The organism is Paenibacillus sp. FSL R7-0302, from assembly GCF_038006885.1.
GTDB lineage: Bacteria > Bacillota > Bacilli > Paenibacillales > Paenibacillaceae > Paenibacillus_AQ.
Genome location: NZ_JBBOWB010000001.1, coordinates 4,939,338 through 4,964,237 on the forward strand (window position 1 = coordinate 4,939,338; position 24,900 = coordinate 4,964,237).

Here is a 24,900-nt window from a genome sequence, read left to right on the forward strand (position 1 = left end):
ATTCCAATCGGTATGTTGTGAACATAACAGCCTCCTACGCTATTGAAATTCCGTATATCTCTTGGACAACGGCCACCTGGTCCGGATGGATTACAGAACGCCCCGTGAAGCCGTATTCCCTGGAGAGCAGACAATCCTCGCGGAACCCCTCCATATCACGAAAAGCCATGTAAGTGGTGTCAAAGCATTGAAGGCCCACACTGCGGCAGTATTCCCCCAGCTTCTGCTTGGCCTTCCGGACCTCCAGGGCCGGGTCCACAAGCCCCTTAGCCACACAGTCATTGAAATAATCTGTTCCTCCAAAGGTAAACGCATAGATATTCCGGCTGGCCTGATGGATCTCTCCGAGATTGAATATAGCCTCACAGCATTCAATCATGACTTCATAGCTGGGAGAATAGTTCAAGCTGCGCTTGTGTATAATATCCTGCACCTTGCGTTCCACTTGCCGTAAATCCTCCGCCGTCCGGACCATGGGCAGCCGGATTCGGGCAGGGCGCTCTGGCACAAGCTCCTCCAGATCCTGCTCCCAGTGAGAGGTATGAACACTATTCACGCGGACAATAAGTGTATGCTCCGAGTCACTGAATTCCTGAAGGGCAGTCTTGACTACGTATCTTGCTTCCAGCTTCTTATCCTCCGGCGTACCGTCTTCGAGGCAGAAGATAATATTCATAGGATAGAAGGTCATAGCGTACTCTATGTAATTCGGTTTGTATCCCGGAACATAGAAATAGACTAAGGGTTCAGCAGCTTGATTCATCCCGTAACCTCCTCCCGCTCTAAGTCAGCGTTCAGCATGCATGTCAAGGCTTCGCAGCGGCTGCGGACCACCCACTCGTTGGCTCCATTGAACCAGATCTGGGGGGACAGATCCGCCAAGCCATACTGCTTCAGAATGGGAACAACATATTCATAGACTTGGCGGTCCGTAAGCTCCGGCACCATATTCATGCATTGCATTGCAGCGTGGCCTTCTTCGATGACAATTTTAATATCGCTAGATTCTATCGATCCGGCACTGACATTCATTAAGAACCGACCTCCAATGAGTAATATAGAGCCTCCAGCAGAAAATAATCGCCCCAGATCTGGGATTCGCCTGCGGCTTGAACGACATGCAGCGGCGTGCTGGCGTGCACCAGCAGTCCTTCATGCTCCGGACCCGGAGGCGCATACTCCGCAGAAATCAGAATATCGAGCGCCCTCTCTGCTTCTTGCCGGAACTGCTGGTGTAAGGGATCATTAGGGCTTAAGGCTGCGGCAAACTGGTAGAATGCAGAGCAAGCGATCGCAGCAGCGGAAGCATCTCTCATAGCTGTCTCCTGATGGGACAGCATCAGATCCCAGGCCGGAACCCCATCCGAACAGACATGGGCTAAGTAGAAGGCGGAGAGCTGCTCAACCCTTGTCCTCCACTCCTCTTCATGGCCCAGCACATACATTTGAACTGCTCCATAGAGTGCCCATGTGTGGCCTCTGGCCCACACCGATGCTGAGCTGAACTTGGCATTCTTGTTGTAGGGCTGCTCCGGGGCTCCCGTAAGTGAGTCCATTCTCATATATTCGTAAGTGAAGCCGTCTTTCCTCATCAGCGCAGCACTTGTAATCTGTGCTGATCCGATGGCAGCGGCGCGATAGTGCTCCTCACCGGTTATCCGGTAGGCCCATAGCCACAACCGGATGTTCATCATACTGTCAACGCCTGCATAGCGCTTCCCCTCGGGCAGCCAATTGCATTCCAGATAACCGCCCGGGAGACGCGAATCAAAGAGGCTGTCAGCAGCTTCAAGCGCAATCGTTCTGTATGCTTCCTTACCGGTCAGATCGTACCCTAGCGCATAAGAATAATAGAACAGGAAGCCAATGTCCTGATAATCCCCCTGATTCTTATAAGGTTCAATCCCGCCCATCCAGCGGTTAGCTTCCTCAATATAAAGAGTATCGCCAGTCAACTGATAGAGCCGGTAGAGAAGTCCAATGAATAATCCTGAAGACCACTTATCCTCCAGCATATATCTTCCGTTGTTCGTAACATAAGGAAGCCTAATCTCACCGGAGGATGGCATAGAAGCAAGCTTGTCGAGCTGCCTTCGGGTCTGTCTGACAGCGCGGTCGATAACCTCATTACGTGTGGAAACGGTAATCTCCAGCACCCCCGATCATATTTTCACAGCGTTCTTCCCCAGTTCAATTCCAATCTGCTCCAGCCATTCATCCGAAAAAATAGTATTGTAGTACCGGTCTCCGCGATCTGGAAGAATCGTAAGCACTTTGTCCCCGCCAGGCAGGCGGCGGGCAAGCTTAAGGGCCGCGAACACCGCTGCGCCTGCGGAGCCGCCGACCAGCAGCCCCTCTTCCTTAACCAGCCTGCGGGTGGTGGAGAAGGCCTCTGCATCCGAGACATGCGTAATCTCGTCATACAGCTCTCTTCGCACATTGCCCGGTACTATAGCTGAACCAATGCCAATCTGATGTCTGACACCTGGCGGCTGCCCGAAGGTAACCGAGCCGGCAGCATCAACAGCCATAATCTTTATGTGCGGGATATGTTCTTTCAGCCCCAGGCTGCACCCGGTAATGAGACCGCAGGTGCCTGCCGGTATCACCGCCCACTGAAGCTCATTACCGAACGCCTCATAGATTTCAAGCGCGGTCGTTTGTCTGTGTGCCTCAGGATTACTCGGGTTATTATACTGATTAGGCCAGAATGCTCCCAGTTGCTTGACGAGATCCTGTACCTTGTCCAGGCGGGCTCTAAGATAGTTGCCATACTCATCAGCCTGATCAACCATTACCGTCTCCGCACCATAGGCCTGGATAATACTGAGATTGACCAGACTGATCTTGGGATCGACCACACAGATCAGCTTGTACCCCTTTTGCCGTGCCACAAGCGCCAGCCCGATGGCCAGATTCCCGGAGGAGGATTCGACAATCGTGCCGCCGGGCTTCAGTAGTCCCGCTGCCTCCGCTTGGCTGATAATGTAGAGCGCCGTGCGGTCCTTCATGCTGCCGCCGGGATTAAGCCCCTCCAGCTTGATGAATACCTGCGCCCCATACGGGTCCGGAAGATAATTCAGTTTAACAATAGGCGTGTTCCCAATTAATTGCAGCACATTGTCGTAGATCAAACCTATCACCTCCCAAGGCATATTCTTATAGATTTTTCTATAAAAAGTAAAATAAATACATTTGCATCATACACTTCTATCCTAATAAATGTAAATATATTAAAAATTTTTATCACTTTGATTCAAATTTTCTATACAAAACCATAGCAAACCCCCCAATGAAGTTCTTACCTTCATTGGAGGGCGGGGATAAATATAGAACTATTAACCTTTAATTCATAGATGCTTCATCCCGATTAACATGTTCATACTCCAAAATATAGCTGCTTGCTTGTCTCATCTCTCCGCTGAATACATCAGCTAACCTTTCGTTCAACATACTTTACAAGATTGCCAAATGTCTCAAAGCTATCAAACCCTAGCATATCAATATCAAACTCTATGGAGTATTCTGTTTCCAAATCAAGCACTGAGCGGATAAAGTTTATAGAATTCACTCCAATCGTATTAAGATAGCAATTGCTATGAACCTTATCCATATCAACTGAAACGTCTACATGACTTGTAATAATTTCTCTCACTTTTTGTTCAATAGAAACCATTTTTCACACTCCCTGATCGGATATTACTTTATTATATCTGCAAGCATTAAAATCTAAGCTAGCTAAATATTTTCGATCAACTTTGAAATTCGGAGTGTAGGGCAGCTGCTCCAGCTGAGTCAACTGTTCCGGTATCATATAACTGGGTAGAACGTTTCTTAGACTATCAACCAGCGTCTGTTTGTCCACCCATTCATCCGATACATAATATCCGCTTAAATACAAATTTCCGTTTTTACCCATTTTCGACACCACAGCTGCGTGAGTAATTCCTTCTTGCCGCAAGAGTACAGCTTCAACCTCACCGGGTTCGATTCTGAATCCACGAATTTTTACCAGGTGATCATTTCTACCCATAAATTCGAATTTTCCTACCTCAGAAAGTCGTACTAAATCACCAGTTTTAAAGATTATTCCTGCTTCAATATTCGAATAATTCTTAAACTTCTCTGTCGTATGTTCTGGACTATTCCAATATCCCCCAGCCACTTGAGGGCCTCCAATATATAACTCTCCTACTCCCCCAGGCTCTACCTCATTCATTGCCGAGTCAAGCACGTATACCTTTACACTATGAAACGGAATTCCGATAGTAACAGTATCTTGATTCGTTAAATCTGAAACCATGCACCAAATTGTTGTTTCTGTAGGGCCATAAAGATTATAAATGTTAACGTCTGTGTAGTTTCGTATATGCTCGAGTACCGGTGACGGAAGTGCTTCTCCACCAAGCAGTACATGGCTTACCCGCCGCAGACAATCTAGTTCTTTATCATAATTAATTAGCAGTTGCATAGCAGATGGAGTCATTTGAAGCATGTCTATATCCTTCTCAGTGATAATTTTCTTCAATAGGTATGGATTTCGTTGTCCCCTCTCATCAGCGATGACGATCTTCATACCATATAAAAGTGGAATTAACAACTCTAACAATGAAATATCAAATGAGATTGTAGTTAGAAAGAGCATCGTCTGGGCTTGTGAGAATTGAATTTCTTTAGTAACTCCGTAAACAAACGAAGCTAACGCTTGCTGGTTTATAACCGTCCCTTTAGGTAAACCAGTCGATCCAGACGTGTACAATAAATACGCTGCCGCCACCATACTCACTGTTGGCAGCTGATAGCCGGTTTCTTCATACTGGTGGATTTCCTCATAGGCAACTACAGTATGTCCATAGTAATCCAGGCTAGTTTTGAGCGCTTGATTTACAATTATCAGTTGACAGCCACTATCTTCAATAATATGACGAATTCGCTGCTGGGGATAGTCAGGATCGAGCGGGAGGAACGAAGCCCCCGTCTTCATTATGCCTAGAAGTGTAATAGGTAGGTCTAAAGTTCTTTTCATAAAGAGTCCAACGATACTCCGGCTAGTAACAGCATTGTGACTCAAATATGCAGCCACCCGGCTTGATCGCAGGTCCAGTTCTTCGTATGTTATTTCATCTTCGCCGTAGAGAAGAGCAGTTTTCGTCCTATTTTTTTGAAGACTCTCTTGAAACATTTGGATGTATGGGATGAGAGTGCCGGTATCTAAGTCGTAACGATCATTATACATGGACGTCAACCCTTTGCTACATAATTAACATTGTTATCTGTATTCTTTCCATCAATACCTTTCAGTCTACTGGTTGTAATTCTCTCAGTTGATTTTGGCGATAAACCGTCCGCTTTAAGATAGGAGCAAAAGTCGTTTATTCCTTCAAACACCGCGTCAATTAATTGGCCCGTTATCGTGATTCCATCCTCCCACCACCAATTCTTTACATTAAGTGGTTCGTTAGCACGATGTTTCTCAGGTTCAAATCTCGCCACTAATTGGTTGCCCACAAGTACCGGCAGCACATAGTAACCATACTTTCGGCTGGATACCGGCTTGTACACTTCCCAACTGTACTCAAAATCAAAAATATCTTTAATCAGCTTTCTATCCCACAAAAGATTATCTAAAGGGGCTAGAAAGAGCGCTTTGGAGACAGGGATCTCCATACTCATCTGATTCAAAACTTCTTTGTCCTCAGAGCGCATATAGAAAATCTCCTTCGAGCCCTTAATCTTAAGTTGAACTAATTCGCCATCTTCAAACAATTCATTTAGTACATGGATTCGAAGTTTTTTATCTGATACAAAGTGTCCTAGCCACCCTCCTCCGTTACGAAGCCAATAGGCTCCCAGACTCCCAATTCTTCTTTTAAAGTACCATTTATAAAAGGAGTAATCATCCACAAAAGGATCTTCTTGTTCTAAAACATGAGAAGGAAGTAAATTTTCAGTAAGATCATATATTTTTTGAGTATTTTTCTTTTCCTTCACCGACAAAATCCCTACGTTCCACATGTAATCCATCGTAGCACTTGACAGCTTTCCATGGCCCCATCGTCCTTTCTCAGCGCGGCCAAAGTCTATAAAGGCAGGAGAAATTGGACCTTTATTTACAATGTGTTCCTTTACTTCTTCTACATACTGAAGAGCACTACTTGAATTTCTATATGTCAGAATCCCTTCGATCTCCTCACGCTTTTTAACTCGCATTCTTCTAAAGTACGGCCAATCCTCCGTTAAATATATCGCCATCATTTTATCCCATCCGTCAATCACATCTCTTGTTTCATAAAGAAGTCGATTTAAAATGGATGGATCGTAATTGTAAAAGCGTGATTGGAGCATAAGATCCGGGTTGTGCCCAACCATGTTTAAAGGGTCGTATTGAATACACCCCACTCTCTTAATAAATTGAATAATCTCTGATCTGTCAGCCTTAGGCTTGTTTGGATGCAAACCTTGATAGGTGACTAAAAATGACTTTAATTCTTCCTTAGAAATTTCTATAATCTCCATCTTTACCTCCTTATCACAAAACATTTTTAAGGGTGTTAGAAATGTTTCTTAGCGAACATACCATTCGGCTTGGGACATATACATTTCATGATATTTACCTTTGAGTGCTATGAGTTGTTCGTGACTCCCTTCTTCCAGAATAGCTCCTGAATCCATTACAATAATTCTATCTGCCGATTTGACTGAAGCCAGACGGTGAGTAACGAAAATCGTTGTTTTGTCCTTTGATATTTCATTAAAACGCTTATACACATTTGTTTCCTCGATGGGGTCGATCGCTGAAGTAGGCTCATCCAGTACGATGAGATCATTCGTTTTATATAGTCCTCTTGCAATAGCCAAGCGCTGCCACTCTCCTCCGGATAGATCTATTCCTCCGAAAGAGCGACACATCATCGTCTCAACACCCTCTGTCAGCCCGTCTTTATTTCTGTTGAATCCTGACTTATCTAGCGTGGTATTTAGATATTCGACATCATATGGTTTTTCAATCTCACTAAGGATGACATTCTCTCTTAATGTCAGCTTATATTTACCGAAATTCTGAAAAACAGCCGATATTTTGCTGTATAGATTTTTCTGCTTACCAGACAGATTAATATCGTTGTAAAAAATCTCCCCTCCGGAGGTTTGAAATAACCCTGTAATAATTTTGACCAGAGTGGTTTTCCCCGATCCATTGGCACCGACAATCGCCAGTTTAGAACCTTTATATATTTCCAAATTAATATTTTTTAGTGATTCTTTGTTTCTATAGGGATACGTAAATGAAACATCACGCAACGTAATTTTTTCCAATGGGGGGAGCTCTACCGTTTCCGTCGGATTCTCTGGAATTTCTAAATAATCATAGAGCTTACCGGCAAGGTTGGCATTTTGATAGATACTACCAAACAACTCCATCATGTCACTCATACTATTCATCAACTTGTTCAAAGAATAGTACACAGCGGCAAATATCCCGATGGATAACTCTCCTTTTAGAAGGAAATACGTAATTAAAACAAAAGAACCTATATAGCCCAAATATGTAATGAAACTGAGCAGCAGATCGATCATGCCAATTTTTAAATTAGCTTTCCATTCCTTCTGATTACATTCTCGAAGTTTAGATTGATATAAGCTAAAAAAATACGGTCTTGCTTCCAAGGTTTTCGTTTCCTTGTAGTACTCCTTATCGGTAAGACATTTTTGATAATATTCCATCTCCCTTGTAGTCTGTACAAGATCCTCCTGCAGCTTGTATAAATTGGACCCTTTAATCAGTTGGGAGATAAATTTAGGAATGAAAAATAAGAAACACAGCAGAACAAGAATAGGCTTGATCGAAAAGAAATAGACGCTGATACTTATAAAGAATACCAGGTGAAAAATCACACCGTTTAGCAGCAGGATAGTTGATTTAATGGCATGATGAACGCCCCCGATTGCCAAACTTATTTTTTCATACAGCTCTATCGATTCGAATTCTATAAGCTCAAGCCTGCCTGCTTTGGCATTCATATCTTTTAGAATTTTGCTAATAAATTGAAGAAAATAGTCTTCATTCAGAAAACTGTGATAACCACTAATGAACTGGAATAATACTAATACCAGGCCTCCCAACAAAATGATAGATATGGTTCCCTCCCATACTCCTGTAGAGAATGCAAGCGAAACCGTATCGAACATTCGTTTGATAATATCAATAGACAGGAAATTCAGCGCAGCCAGACATAAAGAAATTAAGATGTAATAAACAAAGTATCCGGGTAGCTTCTGAAATCCATAAGATAAGGTTCTCTTTAAAATTTTCGGAAAAGACATGGATTTAGGCTTCATAGTACCATTCCTTTTGTGAATTAAACATATCATTGTAAATCCCTCTACTCTGCATTAAATCCTCATGGCATCCGCATTCCGCTACCCGTCCGTCATCAATAACCAGGATTATGTCTGCAAGTTTAGTAGAGCCAAGGCGATGTGAAATAAAGATGGTCGTATCCTCTGATGATATTCTTGAATAATGTGTGTACAAATTACTTTCTTCCAGCGGATCAAGCGCCGCCGTCGGTTCATCCAAAATTCGCACGGTGTCTTTCTTCATCAGCGAACGGGCCAATGCAATTTTTTGCCACTGCCCACCTGAGAGGTCAATTCCGTTTGGTAAAATTTTTCCCAGAGGGGTATCAAACTGTTGCGGAAGCTGCTCCACATTTTCTTTTAATCTTACATAATCGGCAATTTCAATGATTTTAGCTGCCTCCAACTTCTTTTTACCGGTAAATTGGCGGGTATCGCCCACTGCAATGTTCTCGCCGACAGTTACAGAATACTTAGCAAAATCCTGGTATACGACGGAAAAAAGCATATGGAGTGTTTGGGACTGAATATGCCTAATATTGATTCCGTTAATAAGAATTTCTCCTTGATCAGGTGTGTACAGACCTAATAATAATTTTGTAATCGTGCTTTTGCCGGAACCATTCTTACCCACCACTGCATAATGCATCCCGCTCTGTATAGTAAAAGATAATCCTTTCAGAATATAATTGGACGTCCCCGGGTATTTAAAGTACACATTCTTAAATTCAATTGTCTGCACCCGTAGAATAGGGATGTTCTTTTCTTGGGAGCCAGTTATATTTTCCTCTTCGTCTTCGAGCTGGACAAAGCGGTTGAGATCCTTCATATATTCATTGTCCTTTGATAAAAATCCGATAATTTCCGACATTTGGTTAGCCATTTTCTCCTGTAGCTGAAAGATTGCTGTTACAAGTGAAATGAAAAAGCCCAGAGTAATTTCGTTATTCTTTAAAGGCGTCAACAGCATAACGGCAAAACTCACACAGGTGATAATAATAAACATGACAGAAACTTTGTTTAATGCCAGCCATTTAAATTTAACTTTCTTCGATAAATTGATGGCACCGGTAAAGTATTGCTCGAATTTTTCGTTGAAATAGCTTGTGAAGCCAAACAGTCTGCGCTCTGCAGCTAAATCACGGCCGCGGAGGACGTCAAATTCGATGTATCCTGATTTCCGGTCCAGATCGCTGGTGGATCGCAGAATAGTATAAATTTTTTGCTGTGAGACGTAAGAGATCAGAACAAGCGGAATGCATACCAGAAACAGAACCGCACCAAGCCACCATTTCAGTTCAAATACCAGCCAGCCTACGGCAACAAAATTGATCAGAATTCCAATTAGATCCACAAGATGCCTGAATACTTCATTAATGGAGTAAAATCCGGGATTTTTAACGATACGGTTCAATAATTCATTTGTTTCTTCATTTTCAATATGTTCGTACTTAATCGACAGTTGTTTTTGAATGATTGCCGTATTAAAGCTTTCTCTAAGGCTGATCGTGACTCTGGAGAACAGAATTTGAGAGATTACAGCGTACATCTGAACATAACCGATTAAAAGAAAAATTGTAATTAGCGGCCCTAACACATCACTAAAGGATGATTTCTGATTCACATAATCAATCGCGGAATTGATAAAACTCGAATTCATAAGAATGAGTAGAAATGGAACAAAACCGTTAGCTCCAGCAAACAGCAAAATGCAAAGTACAATAACCGGGTTTGCTTTATACGCAATAGAAATGGAGTCGAGTAAGGTATACTTTTTTTTCTTCAAAACCATCATAAAGCTCCTTTATAGTACTAAAGTCTATAGAACGCGGTTAATCTCGTCTGATATAATGCAGGAATTCGTTTTTGCGGTCGGAATCAGTTTTGAACACGCCCCGGCTGACGGAGGTAGTAGTTACTACCCCTGGTTTCTTGACGCCTCTGGCACACATACAAAGATGCTCACCTTCCACAATCACCATTACACCAAGAGGCTTTAAATGCCGCTCAATCATATCAGCTATTTCTGTTGTCAACCGTTCTTGAACCTGCAGCTTGCTTGATAGTGCATCAACCAATCGCGCCAGCTTACTCAGACCAACGATTTTATTATTTGCAATGTAACCAATGTGGACCTGTCCGTAAAAGGGAACCATATGATGCTCGCACATGCTGAAATACTTAATATGGCTAAGAGCGACCAGCTCGTCGTAGTTTTCGTTAAAGGTGGCCGACAAGAGTTCCGCACAATCTGTGGAATAACCCCTGAAAATTTCATTATACATTTTGGCTACTCTCTTCGGTGTATCCAGCAGGCCTTCCCGGTCGGGATCCTCTCCGATTAAGCTTATAATTTTTCGAATATACTTAGAGATCTCCTCCGTATTAGCTTCGGTACGCTCTGGAATGCAGACATCCTTAAATTTTCCCATTCGCTAGCCTCTCTCTCCTTTTTTGTCGCCCTTCGTTACCTGTATGGATTGTCATATACTTAGGGTAAACAGCCCGGTTATCTGCGTCATGCTCCAGCACAAGGACATCCCCACCGCAATTACCGGGCAATTCGGTGAATCCTGCGAATTTATAGGTCGCATACATCATACGGTTTCGTTCATTCGGCAGGAACTCAGCCAGCAGCCTTACCCCTGATGATTCTGCTTCCTTTTGGATATAACTAAGCATTACGGTTCCCACCCCTCTGGAGATGACCCGGCAGGACATGAGCAGCAACTTGATTGTCCATTCTTCTGGACCACATTCCACCAGCATAAGTCCGATTTTTCCATAATCCCCGTAACGATCTTCAAGATTCGCTATTAGAAGAAGATGGTTCGGTGATCTCCTGAGACTGTCAAGCTCTTCTAAATCGTATGTAATACCCGTCGAGTTCAATTGATGTGTCCGGACTGTCAGTTCCTCCGCACGCTGCAGGTCCTCTAGCTCTGCCTCAGAAATGGACATCACCATGCCCAGCCCGGCAAGAAATTCTTCTTTGGTCCCCGTGAACTCCTGTTCGCTCTCGTTCCTCTGTTGATCTTGCATGTACATTTCCCTACGGCGGAGAGAGTCTTCCGTAATAAACTTAGGATTCATTTCTGGAAAATCAGGAATTCTGCTAATAAAAGCAGCATCTATTGTCATCACATCCGGAAGATGAGCCGCTACTTCATCACGCTCAAAGGGTTGATCGTCAATAAAGGCAACTGTATCCTCCGAAATGTTTAACCGGTTGATGATAGCCTGCACCGCTTCCGACTTAGGATTCCAATGAATCTGGGGATAAAGGAAGAAATGCCTTAGGCCAAACTCATCCAGTTTCTGCATCGCTTTGTCATAATCATTTTTACTGCTAATGGATTGGAGAATCCCCCTTCTGTCAAGCTCCCGTATCAATTCCAAGGCGGCATTATCCGGCTCAACAGGGTCCCCTTCGCTAAGCACACCATTCCATAATGTATTATCCAAATCCCAGACCACACATTTTATATTTTTGCCCACCGTTTAATTCCCCCTTCCCATAGCTGCTCCGAAATTTTACATTCTCCGGAAAGCGTTCGTAGCGATCATTAACTCGTGAATTTGGGAGGTACCCTCAATAATCTCGTAAACTTTTGAATCCCGATAATGTCTTTGTGCAGGACTATTCGCACTGAACCCGACAGCACCTTGAATTTGTAAAGCATCAGCGGCCGATTTAACGGCCACCTTGGAAGCAAAGTACTTTGCATTCCAAGTCTCCATGATGGATTCGGGATCTCCCTCATCCTTCAGGCGCCCTGCATTTGTGCACAATACTCTGGCCGCTTGAACACCTACTACCATCTCAGTTATCATTTTTTGAATAAGCTGGTGATTTCTTAGCGAGTTCCCAAACTGTTTTCTTTTACGGGCGTAGAGCAGCGATTCATCCAGACAGGCTTGCGCAAGTCCGACGCACCCACAGGCTACCGTATAACGTCCGTAATCCAAACAGGACATCGCAACATTGGTCAATCCCGTTCCCTCAGACCCTATCATGTTCTCCAGCGGTATCCGGCAATTGTTCAGTTGTAGTTCAGCCAGCATGGATCCTTTTAGACCCAACATTCCGCCGATCGGCCGGACTGTCAAGCCGGGAGTATCCCTTGGCATCAAGAAGGCTGTTACCTTCTCGTTATAATTGGCAAACACAATGAACACATCGGCCAGTTGTCCCATTGTAATCCATTTTTTATGACCATTCAGAATATATACGCCATCTTGGACAACGGCAGCAGTTTCAATACTCTTGGCATCTGTCCCGGCTCCTTGTTCAGAAAGGGCAAACGCGCCAATGGCCAAACCTTGTGCCAACTCCGGCAGCCATTCCTGTCGCTGCTCTGGTGTTCCCCAGCGGTCTATGGCTATTTCAACCATACCTTGCACTGTCAAAATTCCCCGTGTTGAAGAACAGCCTCTCCCCAATTCTTCGTTCAGACATCCCACATCAGACATACTCATTTCATGCCCTCCATACCGTTTTGGCAGAAAGGCTCCCAGATATCCCGACTCGCCCAACTTACGAATTAATTCCCTCGGCATCTGTTCATCCCGGTCAATCTTGTCTGCAAGCGGGAATACCTCTAACTCGGTAAAACGTCTAAACTCTTCTTTACGCAAAGCCTCCTGAACTCCAAATGTCCCCATAAATGCCTCCTTTATTCTCCAGAAGATTTAAGAATAAGACGTTTTCTTTCTACCAGCTCAATAATAGTTCCCAGTGTCTTAAACTGGTTCAAATCCATATCCTTGCTTTCAATCCGAATTTGAAACTCCTTCTCAAGAAAAAGAATTAATTGCATCGCGAATAAGGAATTCATTGAACCCAGCGCAAAGATATCATCATTCAGACCGATCTGTTTGACACGGAACATGCGAAGCAGAAAATGCTCAATTTTCAATTGCACATCATCCATCGGTTATTCCTCTCCCATTCTTAAATTCTGAAGTAGGTTTAAGTGTATTGATAAAATCCTTGTCCCGTCTTCCGCCCCAGAAGGCCTGCGTCTACCATTTTCTTTAAAAGCGGACAGCAACGGAATTTAGAATCCTGGTAACTTTTGTATAAAACATCCAGGGAATTTTTTACTGTATCAAGGCCGATTAAGTCGGCTGTTTCCAGGGGTCCCATTTTATGTCCATAACATTTCTTAAATATTTCATCGACTTCCCAGGCAGTTGCTACCTGATCCTGAACAACAAACACGGCTTCATTCATCATCAGATGGGATATCCGATTAGATACAAAACCAGGTAAATCATTTACTACGATTGATTGTTTTCCAAGTCTCTCCATTAAGGAGGTGGTTATATTCAGAGTATCTGCTGACGTATGATAACCCCGAATAATTTCAACAGCAGGGATCAACGGCACTGGATTCATAAAATGCACACCAATAACCCGTTCCGGCCGGTGTAATCCGGCAGCCAGTTCAGTAATGGAAACACAGGATGTGTTAACAGCTATAACGGACGATTCTGGAAGATACGGAGCTATCTGTTGATACAGTTCCTTCTTCACGTGTGTCACTTCGGGGACATTTTCCACAATATAATCGGCCTGGGTCAGAACATCTAAACGGGTTGTCCATTCTATGCGTTCCATAATCGCCTCAGGCTCCTGAGCCGTTATTTCTGATTGGCGAATAAGTGCCCGGATCCGCAGATCATCCTGGAGCTGGTCTCTGGATTGCCGCAGTACATCATCTTTCCGGTCAATCAGAACGACTGAGATCCCTGCTGCCGCCAATACCTCTGCCACTCCTCTGCCCATGATACCGGCGCCAATAACCGCAACTCGTTTTATATCCATATCGGAAATCCTTCCACCTTTAGACTTTTGCTTACGCTATACAGTTCATAGTAGAAATTTTTCTCCAGAGAGATCTGACGTCTCAATAAATCGATCACCTGCTGAAATAGTTCGGTTCTTTCCGAGAGTGATGCCTTAATCACGATGGAGGAGAGCTTCTTCCACTCCGTGATTGTATCCTCCAAGCACTTGATACAACCATACAATTTGGATGATGGCCACTCTCGGGCTGCTGATTTCAGATAAAACTTCAGAAAGGATTTTCGCGGTGCTGTAAAAAATAATTTACCATGCAGGTCTTCCATAAACTCCTTTTGTCCCTTGGTTTCTTCCATCATTTTCTCAATTGTCTCCAACAATGCGTGGAGAGCGTAAACGCCTCTCTGCGCATTACCTCTTTCTTCAGGGCTGCTGTAAAACTGATCTAGACACAAAGATAACGCTTCATCAATTTGATGTTTCTTGGCCGCTGTCCATCCCTCTCTCTCTACCTCTACCCAGAGATAATCGATAGGATTCCCGCTCAGAATTCCGTCTGCTTGATTCGCTGAGGACCTTGCCGGGTCAAGTAAAGCTTGCGTACGTTCTCCCTTAAAGAACCAGGGAGGGTACCAATCAATTAACTGATACTGTTCTGTCCTTTCCTCATACCCAGTCAGTAGTAAGGAGTGATAGGAATGCTTTTTGTGATAGAAGGGAGTATAATCCAGTTCGAATACATCAACTCCAGCAATTAAAGGTACTCCTGCCATTAACTTCAGACGATTGGACTCCCAAATTTCCTCACATTGATACTTGTTATCTGAATTAGAGTGGAAATGTGCTTGCCCAGCCCAAGAAGGCAGAAAGCTGGAGAAAAAATCTCCCGTGCTGAATGAGTAGCCATATTTATCCGATCCATCTTCAGTAAATAGCCATTCGATTCCGCAATCCAGAAATAACTCGGGACTTTCAACACCATAATATTTTAAAAGATTCCAATAGCAATTTTTAAAGCAGTAATACTCAAACTCCTTAGGAAAGACAAACTCTGACTCCATAAATGAACTGGCGTTCATAGAGATTGATCCGGCCACTGCAAGGAGGATCTGACAGATTGGATGATCTTATTCACTGATGTAAAATCTTCTATGCCGAATTCATTGGTAACAACCTCTTGACCCAGATATTCCTCTATTCCTGCAAGCAGATTAATCAAAGAGATTGATGAAATAATTTTACTGTCGACAAGCTCGGTATTCTCATCAAATGCATCTAAATCTGTGCTTTCCTCGCTGATTTTATCCATAATGAAAAGCCGCAGTTCCCGCTCCGATATTTGAAATTCCGGTTTCCCCATAACGTTTTTCTCCCCTTAAATGATTGTTAGAATTGTTAATTCGAGTTATGCTCTAATTTCCGCATAACTGTCCTGAGTCTCGTATAATAAGATTCGGTTCAAGTCGTACGGTTTGTCTCGTAATTTCTCAGACAACACCTTGAAAATATGTACAGCCATGACTTCAACTGTCGGTAAGTCGAAATGATCGTTCAAATATGCATGATCATACAGTTCGATTACATTATTTTTAACAATAGATTTTATTTCCTTAAAATTGCAAACCCACCCCAGTTCATTTACTTCTCCCCTTACTTCCACAGTCAATTCGTAACGGTGCCCGTGCAGGTTCTGGCAAGCGCCGTACTCTTCTCTCTGCGGCAACTGATGTGCTGCTTCAAATAAAAACTCTTTACCGATAGTCACTTTCATAGGTTCGCCTCCATTTCTGCAAATTGCTCCGAAGCCTTGATACGCTCCTGGATATACAGCCGTCCTGTCTCATCGAGATATCCCCGGTCACCAGTCCTGAACCATCCGTGTTTCTCTGCTGGAGTTATCTTTCGGTCTCCAACGTAGCTCTCGGAGATCGTCTCGCTGAAAACCTCAATCTCCCCTCCTGCACCGAGCCTGATCAAGACATTATTCACTGCCAGTCCTACACTTGTTACATTGTTTTCATCCGCAGCCAAATTACAGGACATCGTGCTCACTTCCATCATTCCGTACAACTGCTGAATCCAGCGTCCATACCGTGTGTGGAACGATAACCCGGTCTCTTTTTGTAAAGGAGAGCCGGAGCACAACAGCAGCCGGACTTCACTTAAGTTGATGTTTCTTTCGCTGTATTGACGGCGGTTCAGAATATCATAGTACTCTGGCGTTCCCAGAAATACAGACAGCCTTGTCTTGGATAAGTCGCTGATTAGACGGTTCGGCATGAACCAGCGTTCCAGCCATATTTGAGCTCCTGCCTTAAGTGGAGCTAACAACCCCATGGTCAACCCGTATCCATGGCATACCGGAACTGCGCAGTAGACAACATCTTCCTCTGTATAAGCAAATGTCGAGATAATGTTATCCGTATCCACTGACAGGTTCCGGTTCGTCCGGATGGCCATTTTAGGCAATCCTGTAGTCCCCGAAGAACATTGGATAACAACCGGAGCATGTTCGTTTCTGGATTGATACAGATTATCGTCCCTGTTCATAAGCTTTGATGCACCGGGACGACAATACCCGGAAAGATGTTCACGCAAAATAACTTGGAAAGGAAAAGATGCGCCCGTATCCTTAAGGTTGTCGTAAACGTGATTCTCCATAATTACAATATCCAAGTGAGTCATTTGCAGGTTTTCGCATATTTTCTCTACGTCATTCTGCGGATTTATTAACACCACACATACATGCCTGCTAGACAACGCGTACAGACAGATGATGAACTCCAGTGAGTTGCTCAAAACCAAAGCGGCTGTTTGACCGCCCCCAAGTCCCAGTTCGCCAAACCGCTCCGAGGCATAGTCAACTTCTTTCAAGAGTTCAGCATAGCTCATATGGTGTCCGTTACAGACTACTGCACACCGCTCTGAGTATTTATTCTTTGCTTGTTGAAGACTCGAGTACAACATGAACTAAACCTCCAGTTCCACAACCTTCATCCCTGTATCATCTTCGTTGTAGAAGTTCGTCTTGTCTCGAACAGACTGGAAAAATGAACTCATGTACGTGTTCCATCGTTCCTCACTAATAAAATGTGCCGCTATATTGCCGGCCCATACGATGCCTTCCTCTGTCAGCTTTAGAGTGTCGCCTGTCCATTCGGCAAGTCCCATACCGATAACGGTATTTATCTTTTCTTCATAGAAGGCATAATTGGGGATAGAAGCTTTGCTGATCGCCAAAGTGATCGGGAAAAAGACCATTGTCCGGTCATTGTGTTCTTCTTCAGTCAGCTTGTGTGCCAGATTGGCAGGAAATAAACCCTGACTCACTTGTTCCGTATATTGCTTCATATCACACACATTCTTGTAGACATAACCGTCTAAATAACCTCTTGAAGATACTCCGATTCCAAGTACATTGTTATTAGTTAAGTATAGGCGGTCGCCAATATGTGTTTCCTTTTGACGCAAGGAATAGGTATTGGTCGTTATCTGCTGGTATCCATGCTCTTTCAGCCACTTATGGGCCTCACGGAAGGCTGTAAGCTGGTTCGGGTTGGAAGGTTTAATTCGATAGGCACCTTTCTTGATCTGACGGTCAAGATAAGTGTTTGGAAAGACAGCCATATTGTAAATATCAATATGATAGGGATTCAAAGCTGTCACTTTCTCCAGATCTTCTATGACATCATCAATTGATTGATTCGGCATATTGTACATCATATCGATGCAATAATCAGTCAGACCAGCAGAGTTCAGGATGTCTACCCCACGGTAAATATCATCCAGAGTCACTCTCATATTCATATCCTTACGAATATCTTCTTTAAATGTCTGAATACCGAAGCTAATCCTGTTAATTCCTAAATCCATCATTTGGCGAATTTGATCGACGCTTCTCACACAATTGATCGATCCTTCAACTGACCAATTTTCCTTAAAATCCACCTGAAAATATGTTTTAACAGCCAGAATGATCCGTTCAAAATCTGCAGGTTGCATAAGCAGCGGGTTGCCCCCACCAAAATGAACGGAATCAATCTTTTTCCCATAGAAATATGGAGTTGAGGCATAGTGCTTCATTTCAGCGATAAGAGTGTCGATATACTCTGATATTTTGATTTCCAGATTTTTACTACCGTGAACTTTATAATAAGGACAAAAAATACAGGCAGAATCACAGAATGGAATGTGTATATACAAGTTAAGTGCTGCTTTACTATCTAAAGAAGGTTGTTGCAGGAATTGAAAAAAATCATCTCTGTACTCGCGTTTATCATTCACTTTCGATAATTTCGGATACACCCAAAAATCATCCATACGTTCTTTTAAACTCAGTGGTCCTTTCATTCTATAGCCTCCCTTTTAGTTTAAAACCTCACTTTGATTGTCCCAGATTTGCAGCTGAAGACGGTTCGCGTATCTCATGTTATAATCAATGCACAATTTGAGCACTTTTTTCTGCACTAGCTGCAGATCCTTCAAGGTAGCTGCCATAGGCATAATCATCACCCGAAAAGGATCATAATCTCCGATCTCTTTCAGAATAGAACTAACCTCTTCCATATCTTCCTGATCGTTGACAACGAATTTAATCTGGTAGTCAAAATTGGAAATGAACTTACGTATAACTCCAATATCAATCTTGTTGCTCTTCGTGTCGGGATCTGTAACAACGGAATTAGACAACTTGGGACTCATGCTTATGAGGTCGCAGACTACCTCCTGGTATAGTGTCGCATTCGTTTCGATCGTAATATGATATCCGCGCTCATGTAATTCACGGGTGAGTATAGGAAGTTCTTGATGAATAAAGGGCTCTCCTCCGGTGATAACAACATTTTTGCAGCAGTAGCTATCAAGTGCATCAACTATTTGCTCCAGCTTGTAGTAAGTCCCTCTTCCTCCTTTCAGAAAGCTCTGGGTGTCGCACCAGGAACAGTCCAGATTACAACCGACTAGGCGAATCAGAACAGAAGGAATCCCCTGCAAAATCCCTTCTCCTTGGATGGAAGAGAAGATTTCATATACTCCGATTTTCTTCATTGCCTCTCCTTCCTTTACGTCGTACTTAGCTTAGATGGCTGTTTAGAGAATAAGGCTGTCAACCTCTTCTTTTTTTCCCACGATCCAAATAGTTGCTCACACGCTTGCTCCAGTACCCCCCCTTCCATAGAAACAGAATGCAAAAAGGTATTCAGCAAAGCAGCAGAGTTAATATCTGCTTCTGCAAATCCGTGATGGATACAGCTGTGCAGCGAGGTTCCGTATACAATCCGCGGGATGCGTGCCCAATTTATGGCTCCAAGGCACATCAGGCATGGTTCGCTAGTTGAATAAATGACTGTTTCTTTCAAGCTGATTGCACCGTATAACCGACTCCATTCACGTATTGCAGTAATCTCTGCATGAGCAGTTGGATCGGCGGAAGTAAAGCAATGATTTCCGGTAACTACATAACGATAGCTGTCCTGGGCTATACAACAACCAAACGGAAATTCAAAACGTTCGATCCCATGACGGGCAGTCTCAATTGCCAATCGCATAAAATACTCATCATGATCCATCATGTAGGGACAGCCCCCTCTTCAACCTTGCTCTCCATAATCTTGGCAATAGATTCAATGGATTGATAGCGCAAGATATCTTCCGCATCCACATTTACTCCCTTATCTAAGAGAATTGCTGCAAGCCTGAAAGCAAAAATTGAGTCCCCGCCTATTTCAAAAAAATTGTCGGTAACATTAATCGTTTCATAACCAAACATATCACGCCATACCATTGCCAGCTGCTGTTCATAATGTGTATACATACCTGATGCTCTTCCTGTTAAAGCGCAAGCTTCGCTCGCCTGTAAAGAACGGACCTGTAAAGAATCCGCTGTCTGAACAGGAACAGTAGTGCGGCTTATATCCATACTCCCGGCTGATACCTGCCGCTGCGGTACGCCGCTATTCTTCTCAATGGGCAGGTGGTTGGCGGAAGGCTTAGTTTTTCTATAGTGTTTGAGCTGTGAGACCAAATCGCCAGATAATTGAAAAGGCATGTAATCCAACAACTGGAAGATTGGACTATTTACGTTAAGTTCTCCCGGAATAAGACGCTCCGCCTTCAGCTCCATTATCCTGGAGAACATCTCCAGACCTTTTTCTGAAGGAATCTTTTTGAAAATGGAACGTTCTTCATCGGTTTGCTTATCCTCAGCGAGACCAATACCTTCCCACTCCGGCCAGTTGATTGCCATCGAACCAGGAAATTTGTTGTTCCTGTATTCGGCATAAGCATCCATGTAGGCATTCGATAACGTATAGGTCCCATTCCCGGCTCCCGATACTAATGTCATCACCGATGAAAACAGAATAAAGAAGGATAAATTATCCTCACGTGTCTCCTGGTCCAGAATCCATGTACCATGAACCTTTGCTCTGGTCGAACGGTTCATCGCTTTCTTCGTTAGTTCAGCCAAGCTACAGGTTTCATCAGATACAGCCAGATGAATCAGGCCGTCGATAATTCCGCAATCTCGCCGTATACTCTGGAATGTAGCGTTCACTTGATCCGGATCGCTAATATCACAAGAACGCACATCCACGTAGGAACCACTACGCTCAATCCTCATAAGTTTAAGAAGGATTTCTCCAATACCGTCTTCCAATTCACCGGACCTGTTAAGAATGTTCTCCCATTGTTCTTTCGGGGGGAAGCTGGAACGGCTGAGTAGCACTAAATTGATTCTCTCATGTCCAGACAATGTCTCTGCCAGACGGCTGCCGATACGTCCAATACCTCCCGTAATCACATAAGTACCGCCCTTACGAAGTACTGGTCCTGACCGAAGTTCAATGGAATCCGCAGAGACCGCTTCAATCGTTTCAACATAACGCCGTTTCTCCCTGAGAGCCACTGCGTATGGACTGCCCGGATATTGGATTTCTGCCATTAGCTCATCGATTGTAATACCCCGACCAACATCAACACTTCGGCAATTTATCTGCGGATTTTCCCATTTTACCGTTTTACCTAGAGCTGCCAACGCTGCATTATGCGGTTGGACAAGATCATCTGCTTCAATGCGGGCAGTACCTGAGGTCACAATAACAAGCTCGACTCCAACAGGTGATTTAAGCTTCTGAAGTGTTTTGACTAGATATAACAGGCTGTAGGCACCTTCTTCTAAATTCAATTCCAATTGCGCAAGAGTGTCAGGATCTCTATCTCTGAAAGCTGTCGTCATATGTATAATTTTCTCCGGCATAAACATTTCCAAATGAGGATGCAGCCGCTCGAAATCCTCTTCACGTGCGGGAACCTTTATACGGTCCTTGTCTAAAGGAACATAGGAGGAGCCTATCTCGATCTCTAGTACGTTGTTGCCCTGATGCCGCAGAAGGTCCGCCATCGAAGTTCCCGCAACTGAGCGATCTGTAAGAAGGATTACTCGCTTGCCGTTCCATGGTACCGTTGATAAGAGGAGCGGTTCGGCACTCCAAACCGTTCGATACATCTTCTCAGCGGAATTCCGCTTTTTGTAGGCTAGTACACGTGGATCACTCTGAATCCAGCAGCGTGTTTTTTTGAAGGGATAATCGGGAAGAGGAACCTTGTATACTGGTAAGTCTGCATAATAAGCCTCCCAGGGGATATCCTCACCTTGAACATAACGCCTACAAATAACAGGCAAATCATCGGTCGTTGATTTCGTTGCTATCTCATTAACCGATATGCAATTTCCAAGGTTGGTCCACACACTGGGCTGCGGCGTCTCTGGATTAAGTCTTAAATTATCCAGTTTAGCTATTAATTCACCTGCATCCTGCACTATTATGGCTATGCGGTATTTCAAATGAAGTCTGCAAACAGCAGAGGTATAACAGATATCTGCCAGTGAGTCAGAGCGTTCTCCTTTAAGATAGGACGTCATGAGGTCTACAAGCTCTAATATCTGTTCCCGTCCATTAGCGGATAAAGTGAAAATGCTAGAGTCCGGTCTTAAATATTTCTCCCTGTATAACTCAGGGGCTTCTTCCAATACGACATGGGCATTTGTTCCGCTGATTCCAAAAGAGCTTACTCCGCACCTACGGGGACTTACGGTCCAGTGGCGGAGTCTGTGATTAATGTAAACCGGTGAATCTTCAAATTTAATTTTCCTGTTAGGCTTTATAAGATTAAGACTGGGCGGAATTTGACGCTGTTTAAGTGAGAGGATCGCCTTTATCATACCCGCTACCCCAGCTGCGCCGATCGTGTGCCCGATATTGGTTTTCACTGATCCAACTCCGCAGAATTGCTTATGTGAAGTGTAATTGGAAAAAGCTTTGCGTATTCCCTGAATTTCGGTTGGATCACCGAGTTTTGTTGCTGTTCCATGCGTTTCAATGTAGCTTATGGATGATGGATCAATTCCAGCATTTTTCCAGGCCTGCATCAGCACTTGTCCTTGAGCACCTGCGCTAGGGGCAGTAATTCCAATAGATTTGCCGTCCTGGTTCACTGCACTGCCTTTAATAACGGCATGGATATAGTCATGATCATCCAGGGCCCGGGACAGCGGCTTTAATATTAAAACGCCTACTCCCTCACCTTGCCCTACCCCGTCGCAGTCCTCATCGAAAGACTTTGTGCGCCCGTCTGGAGCAATAATACCTATATTTTTAACCACTTTATTTTCTGTTGGCATAATAAATAAATTGATTCCACCGACCAGGGCTAACTCACTGTCACCGCTGTTCAGACTGTTGCAAGCCATATGTACAGCTGCCAAGGAGGATGAACAAGAGGTGTCTACTAGCAGAGAAGGTCCCTTGAGATCAAAGAAATAGGAAATGCGCCCCGCGATAACCGCAGGCAAATTACCTGAAAAGGAGTTATCTGCTTCTTCCGGATTCAGTTTCATAATTAAATGCTGATACATAACAGCAGAAAATTCCGTTGGAAATCCAATAAATACGCCTGTACGGGTCCCCCTTATCTTTTGAGCATAGCCGGAATTGTTAACAGCCTGAAACGCCGTCTCAAGCATCAACCTCTGATGTGGATCCATCAAAGCTGCCTCTTTAGGCGATATTTTAAAAAACTCATAGTCAAACGTATCAATTCGTTCCAAGTACGCTGCTTCACGATAGTGGGGGATTTCATCTTCGTGATACACCGCCTTGACGTATTCCTCTACATCCTGGCGTCTACCCTCAGGCAGGGAACCTACGCAATCCACTCCGTTGCGCAAACACTCCCAAAACTCTTTTGGATTTTCCGCTTGGGGAAACCTAACACCTATCCCTATTACTGCTATATCCTTCGAACTCTCCATATTCATACCTCCTTATACCTGCATTTTCAGATAATCAGGATAAACGTCAAACAACCCGTTTACATAGAGCACATCTTGCATGATTTCACGACGTTCAGAATCCGCCACTTTTTTTATGATTAGAGCTTGATGAAGCATGTCTAAAGCTTCTTTCATTTCTTTATATCCTGGCACTCCTCCCAATTTTTCTGAATTTCTTGAATTCGATAGTATTTTTCTGTAAGGTTTCAGGAACCCCTGTTCAAACTCCTTTTCATCATCATTATAATTAGGAGCGCACAACGCTTCTTTCAGACAATCATTCAGAAGTTGATTACGACTAACGGAGTTTACTGTTTCAAGCTCTCGTACCTTTGAAAACCTGCGAAGAATTTCTTGAAAGTCACGACGGTTTTCTATTGCCAGAACAGTCAAGTCAATACAATTAGTCATTGAGAGATTGCGCAGGACTGACTGAGGACCAATTTCAATCAATTCTTTTATCCCACCCTCAGCAAAACAGGCCAACACTTGTGTCCAGCGAACGGGGTTGGTTAATTGAATTGCCAAACGCTCATAAATTTCTTTTTCTGATCTGTATAGGGTTCCTGTAATGCTGGAAATGACGGGATACTCAAGAGGGGAAAAATCACATTTATTCAATTCATCTTTCATGAAGGGGAGCGAAGATTCCATTAATCTGCTGTGATAGGGTCCGGGAACTGGAACCGGTAATATTCTGACTCCCTGATTGTTTAGTTGAGATATCAGTTCTTTCAAAGCTTGTTCCGTTCCTGAAATCGTCACTTGCTCATCCGAGTTGTAATTTGAAACAGCAACATATCCGAGATGACTTGATATGCTTTTACATATTTTGTCTGCCGAATCAGCGTCAATTCCCATAACTGCTATCATGCCCCCTTGCCCGGGACCAATCATATTCATAATTTTTTCCCTTTTTCGGGTCAATGCTAAAGTATCTTTATACGTTATCGCACCAGAGCAGGCGAGTGCCGATAATTCCCCCAGACTATGTCCGGCCAGTAAATCGGGATAGATGCCGTACTCCTCCGTTAAAACCTTAAACGAACAATAACCTACTATTACTATTGCAGTCTGTACCAACTCCGATTGTTCCAATTCATCTATTGTATAATGAAGTAACACATCCTTTATATTAAGGCCAAGCAGATCACCGGCTTCCTCAACCAATATCTGTACAGAATGAAAGTCGTTGTAGAACGTCTGTCCCATCCCAGCGTAGTGTGAACCTTGTCCCGGAAAAATAAATGCCTTCTTCTTATACAATTTTCTTCGCACTCCCTTAGATCATCAAAAATAGTATCACAACCAAATATTTTATATATTTTTCTATAAAATACCTATTTTCGTACAATAATGAAAGTATACGTTCGAATTCATGAAAGCACAACTATTGTAACAT

General features: G+C 43.5%; 23 protein-coding genes. All 23 read right to left on the minus strand.

Annotated features, from left to right (window positions below):
• Positions 1-34 precede the first annotated feature (34 nt).
• The gene (locus tag MKY96_RS21250) at positions 35-763 is read right to left on the minus strand and encodes an HpcH/HpaI aldolase/citrate lyase family protein (RefSeq protein WP_340943041.1); all 729 of its coding nucleotides are present in this window, start codon (positions 761-763) and stop codon (positions 35-37) included.
• Positions 760-1,032, minus strand: coding sequence for a hypothetical protein (locus tag MKY96_RS21255; RefSeq protein ID WP_340943044.1), 273 nt, complete (start codon positions 1,030-1,032; stop codon positions 760-762). The genes MKY96_RS21250 and MKY96_RS21255 overlap by 4 nt, the downstream gene beginning before the upstream one ends.
• The gene (locus MKY96_RS21260; protein WP_340943047.1) at positions 1,032-2,156 is read right to left on the minus strand and encodes a glycoside hydrolase family 88 protein; all 1,125 of its coding nucleotides are present in this window, start codon (positions 2,154-2,156) and stop codon (positions 1,032-1,034) included. Before MKY96_RS21260 ends, MKY96_RS21255 begins: the two co-directional genes overlap by 1 nt.
• A 6-nt stretch (positions 2,157-2,162) precedes the next feature.
• Positions 2,163-3,134 (minus strand): 2,3-diaminopropionate biosynthesis protein SbnA, encoded by a 972-nt coding sequence (gene sbnA, locus MKY96_RS21265; protein WP_340943049.1) that lies wholly within the window; start codon positions 3,132-3,134, stop codon positions 2,163-2,165.
• A 296-nt stretch (positions 3,135-3,430) separates the two neighbouring features.
• On the minus strand, positions 3,431-3,676 hold the full coding sequence (locus MKY96_RS21270; RefSeq protein WP_340943051.1) for an acyl carrier protein: 246 nt from the start codon (positions 3,674-3,676) through the stop codon (positions 3,431-3,433).
• Positions 3,677-3,679: 3 nt separating this feature from the next.
• Positions 3,680-5,236 carry an amino acid adenylation domain-containing protein gene (locus MKY96_RS21275; RefSeq protein WP_340943052.1) on the minus strand — a complete coding sequence of 519 codons (1,557 nt, stop codon included), beginning with the start codon at positions 5,234-5,236 and terminating at the stop codon, positions 3,680-3,682.
• A 5-nt stretch (positions 5,237-5,241) separates the two neighbouring features.
• Positions 5,242-6,516 (minus strand): DNA glycosylase AlkZ-like family protein, encoded by a 1,275-nt coding sequence (locus MKY96_RS21280; RefSeq protein ID WP_340943054.1) that lies wholly within the window; start codon positions 6,514-6,516, stop codon positions 5,242-5,244.
• A 48-nt stretch (positions 6,517-6,564) separates the two neighbouring features.
• Positions 6,565-8,337, minus strand: a complete 1,773-nt coding sequence (locus tag MKY96_RS21285; RefSeq protein WP_340943056.1) for an ABC transporter ATP-binding protein — start codon at positions 8,335-8,337, stop codon at positions 6,565-6,567.
• Positions 8,327-10,144 carry an ABC transporter ATP-binding protein gene (locus MKY96_RS21290; RefSeq protein ID WP_340943059.1) on the minus strand — a complete coding sequence of 606 codons (1,818 nt, stop codon included), beginning with the start codon at positions 10,142-10,144 and terminating at the stop codon, positions 8,327-8,329. Before MKY96_RS21290 ends, MKY96_RS21285 begins: the two co-directional genes overlap by 11 nt.
• A gap of 46 nt (positions 10,145-10,190) precedes the next feature.
• Complete coding sequence (gene folE, locus MKY96_RS21295) at positions 10,191-10,790, minus strand: GTP cyclohydrolase I FolE (RefSeq protein WP_340943060.1); 600 nt, start codon at positions 10,788-10,790, stop codon at positions 10,191-10,193.
• A complete protein-coding gene (locus tag MKY96_RS21300; protein WP_340943063.1) occupies positions 10,777-11,856 on the minus strand; it encodes an HAD-IIIC family phosphatase in 1,080 nt (359 codons plus the stop codon). The genes folE and MKY96_RS21300 overlap by 14 nt, the downstream gene beginning before the upstream one ends.
• A 36-nt stretch (positions 11,857-11,892) precedes the next feature.
• Positions 11,893-13,023, minus strand: a complete 1,131-nt coding sequence (locus MKY96_RS21305; RefSeq protein WP_340943066.1) for an acyl-CoA dehydrogenase family protein — start codon at positions 13,021-13,023, stop codon at positions 11,893-11,895.
• Positions 13,024-13,034: 11 nt separating this feature from the next.
• Positions 13,035-13,292 (minus strand): acyl carrier protein, encoded by a 258-nt coding sequence (locus tag MKY96_RS21310; protein ID WP_340943068.1) that lies wholly within the window; start codon positions 13,290-13,292, stop codon positions 13,035-13,037.
• Between the two features lie 38 nt (positions 13,293-13,330).
• Entirely contained in the window at positions 13,331-14,188 is an 858-nt protein-coding gene (locus tag MKY96_RS21315; RefSeq protein ID WP_340943069.1) for a 3-hydroxyacyl-CoA dehydrogenase family protein, read from the minus strand.
• Positions 14,179-15,246 carry a BtrH N-terminal domain-containing protein gene (locus tag MKY96_RS21320; RefSeq protein WP_340943070.1) on the minus strand — a complete coding sequence of 356 codons (1,068 nt, stop codon included), beginning with the start codon at positions 15,244-15,246 and terminating at the stop codon, positions 14,179-14,181. Before MKY96_RS21320 ends, MKY96_RS21315 begins: the two co-directional genes overlap by 10 nt.
• Complete coding sequence (locus MKY96_RS21325) at positions 15,243-15,527, minus strand: hypothetical protein (protein ID WP_340943072.1); 285 nt, start codon at positions 15,525-15,527, stop codon at positions 15,243-15,245. Before MKY96_RS21325 ends, MKY96_RS21320 begins: the two co-directional genes overlap by 4 nt.
• 45 nt (positions 15,528-15,572) lie before the next feature.
• Complete coding sequence (gene queD / locus MKY96_RS21330; RefSeq protein WP_340943073.1) at positions 15,573-15,938, minus strand: 6-carboxytetrahydropterin synthase QueD; 366 nt, start codon at positions 15,936-15,938, stop codon at positions 15,573-15,575.
• On the minus strand, positions 15,935-17,134 hold the full coding sequence (locus tag MKY96_RS21335; protein ID WP_340943076.1) for a class I adenylate-forming enzyme family protein: 1,200 nt from the start codon (positions 17,132-17,134) through the stop codon (positions 15,935-15,937). Before MKY96_RS21335 ends, queD begins: the two co-directional genes overlap by 4 nt.
• Before the next feature lie 3 nt (positions 17,135-17,137).
• A complete protein-coding gene (locus MKY96_RS21340; protein WP_340943077.1) occupies positions 17,138-18,517 on the minus strand; it encodes a coproporphyrinogen-III oxidase family protein in 1,380 nt (459 codons plus the stop codon).
• Positions 18,518-18,532: 15 nt separating this feature from the next.
• Positions 18,533-19,213, minus strand: a complete 681-nt coding sequence (locus tag MKY96_RS21345) for a 7-carboxy-7-deazaguanine synthase QueE (RefSeq protein ID WP_340943079.1) — start codon at positions 19,211-19,213, stop codon at positions 18,533-18,535.
• A 14-nt stretch (positions 19,214-19,227) separates the two neighbouring features.
• Positions 19,228-19,737 carry a nucleoside deaminase gene (locus MKY96_RS21350; protein WP_340943081.1) on the minus strand — a complete coding sequence of 170 codons (510 nt, stop codon included), beginning with the start codon at positions 19,735-19,737 and terminating at the stop codon, positions 19,228-19,230.
• A complete protein-coding gene (locus MKY96_RS21355) occupies positions 19,734-23,477 on the minus strand; it encodes a type I polyketide synthase (protein WP_340943084.1) in 3,744 nt (1,247 codons plus the stop codon). Before MKY96_RS21355 ends, MKY96_RS21350 begins: the two co-directional genes overlap by 4 nt.
• 12 nt (positions 23,478-23,489) lie before the next feature.
• The gene (locus MKY96_RS21360) at positions 23,490-24,764 is read right to left on the minus strand and encodes an ACP S-malonyltransferase (protein WP_340943086.1); all 1,275 of its coding nucleotides are present in this window, start codon (positions 24,762-24,764) and stop codon (positions 23,490-23,492) included.
• Positions 24,765-24,900: the final 136 nt, after the last annotated feature.

Coding starts and splice junctions, on each gene's coding strand:
- MKY96_RS21250 (WP_340943041.1), bottom strand. CDS start 763: ATGAATCAAGCTGCTGAACCCTTAGTCTATTTCTATGTTCCGGGATAC.
- MKY96_RS21255 (WP_340943044.1), bottom strand. CDS start 1,032: ATGAATGTCAGTGCCGGATCGATAGAATCTAGCGATATTAAAATTGTC.
- MKY96_RS21270 (WP_340943051.1), bottom strand. CDS start 3,676: ATGGTTTCTATTGAACAAAAAGTGAGAGAAATTATTACAAGTCATGTA.
- MKY96_RS21275 (WP_340943052.1), bottom strand. CDS start 5,236: ATGTATAATGATCGTTACGACTTAGATACCGGCACTCTCATCCCATAC.
- MKY96_RS21280 (WP_340943054.1), bottom strand. CDS start 6,516: ATGGAGATTATAGAAATTTCTAAGGAAGAATTAAAGTCATTTTTAGTC.
- MKY96_RS21285 (WP_340943056.1), bottom strand. CDS start 8,337: ATGAAGCCTAAATCCATGTCTTTTCCGAAAATTTTAAAGAGAACCTTA.
- folE (WP_340943060.1), bottom strand. CDS start 10,790: ATGGGAAAATTTAAGGATGTCTGCATTCCAGAGCGTACCGAAGCTAAT.
- MKY96_RS21305 (WP_340943066.1), bottom strand. CDS start 13,023: ATGGGGACATTTGGAGTTCAGGAGGCTTTGCGTAAAGAAGAGTTTAGA.
- MKY96_RS21310 (WP_340943068.1), bottom strand. CDS start 13,292: ATGGATGATGTGCAATTGAAAATTGAGCATTTTCTGCTTCGCATGTTC.
- MKY96_RS21315 (WP_340943069.1), bottom strand. CDS start 14,188: ATGGATATAAAACGAGTTGCGGTTATTGGCGCCGGTATCATGGGCAGA.
- MKY96_RS21320 (WP_340943070.1), bottom strand. CDS start 15,246: ATGAACGCCAGTTCATTTATGGAGTCAGAGTTTGTCTTTCCTAAGGAG.
- MKY96_RS21325 (WP_340943072.1), bottom strand. CDS start 15,527: ATGGGGAAACCGGAATTTCAAATATCGGAGCGGGAACTGCGGCTTTTC.
- queD (WP_340943073.1), bottom strand. CDS start 15,938: ATGAAAGTGACTATCGGTAAAGAGTTTTTATTTGAAGCAGCACATCAG.
- MKY96_RS21335 (WP_340943076.1), bottom strand. CDS start 17,134: ATGTTGTACTCGAGTCTTCAACAAGCAAAGAATAAATACTCAGAGCGG.
- MKY96_RS21340 (WP_340943077.1), bottom strand. CDS start 18,517: ATGAAAGGACCACTGAGTTTAAAAGAACGTATGGATGATTTTTGGGTG.
- MKY96_RS21345 (WP_340943079.1), bottom strand. CDS start 19,213: ATGAAGAAAATCGGAGTATATGAAATCTTCTCTTCCATCCAAGGAGAA.
- MKY96_RS21350 (WP_340943081.1), bottom strand. CDS start 19,737: ATGATGGATCATGATGAGTATTTTATGCGATTGGCAATTGAGACTGCC.
- MKY96_RS21355 (WP_340943084.1), bottom strand. CDS start 23,477: ATGGAGAGTTCGAAGGATATAGCAGTAATAGGGATAGGTGTTAGGTTT.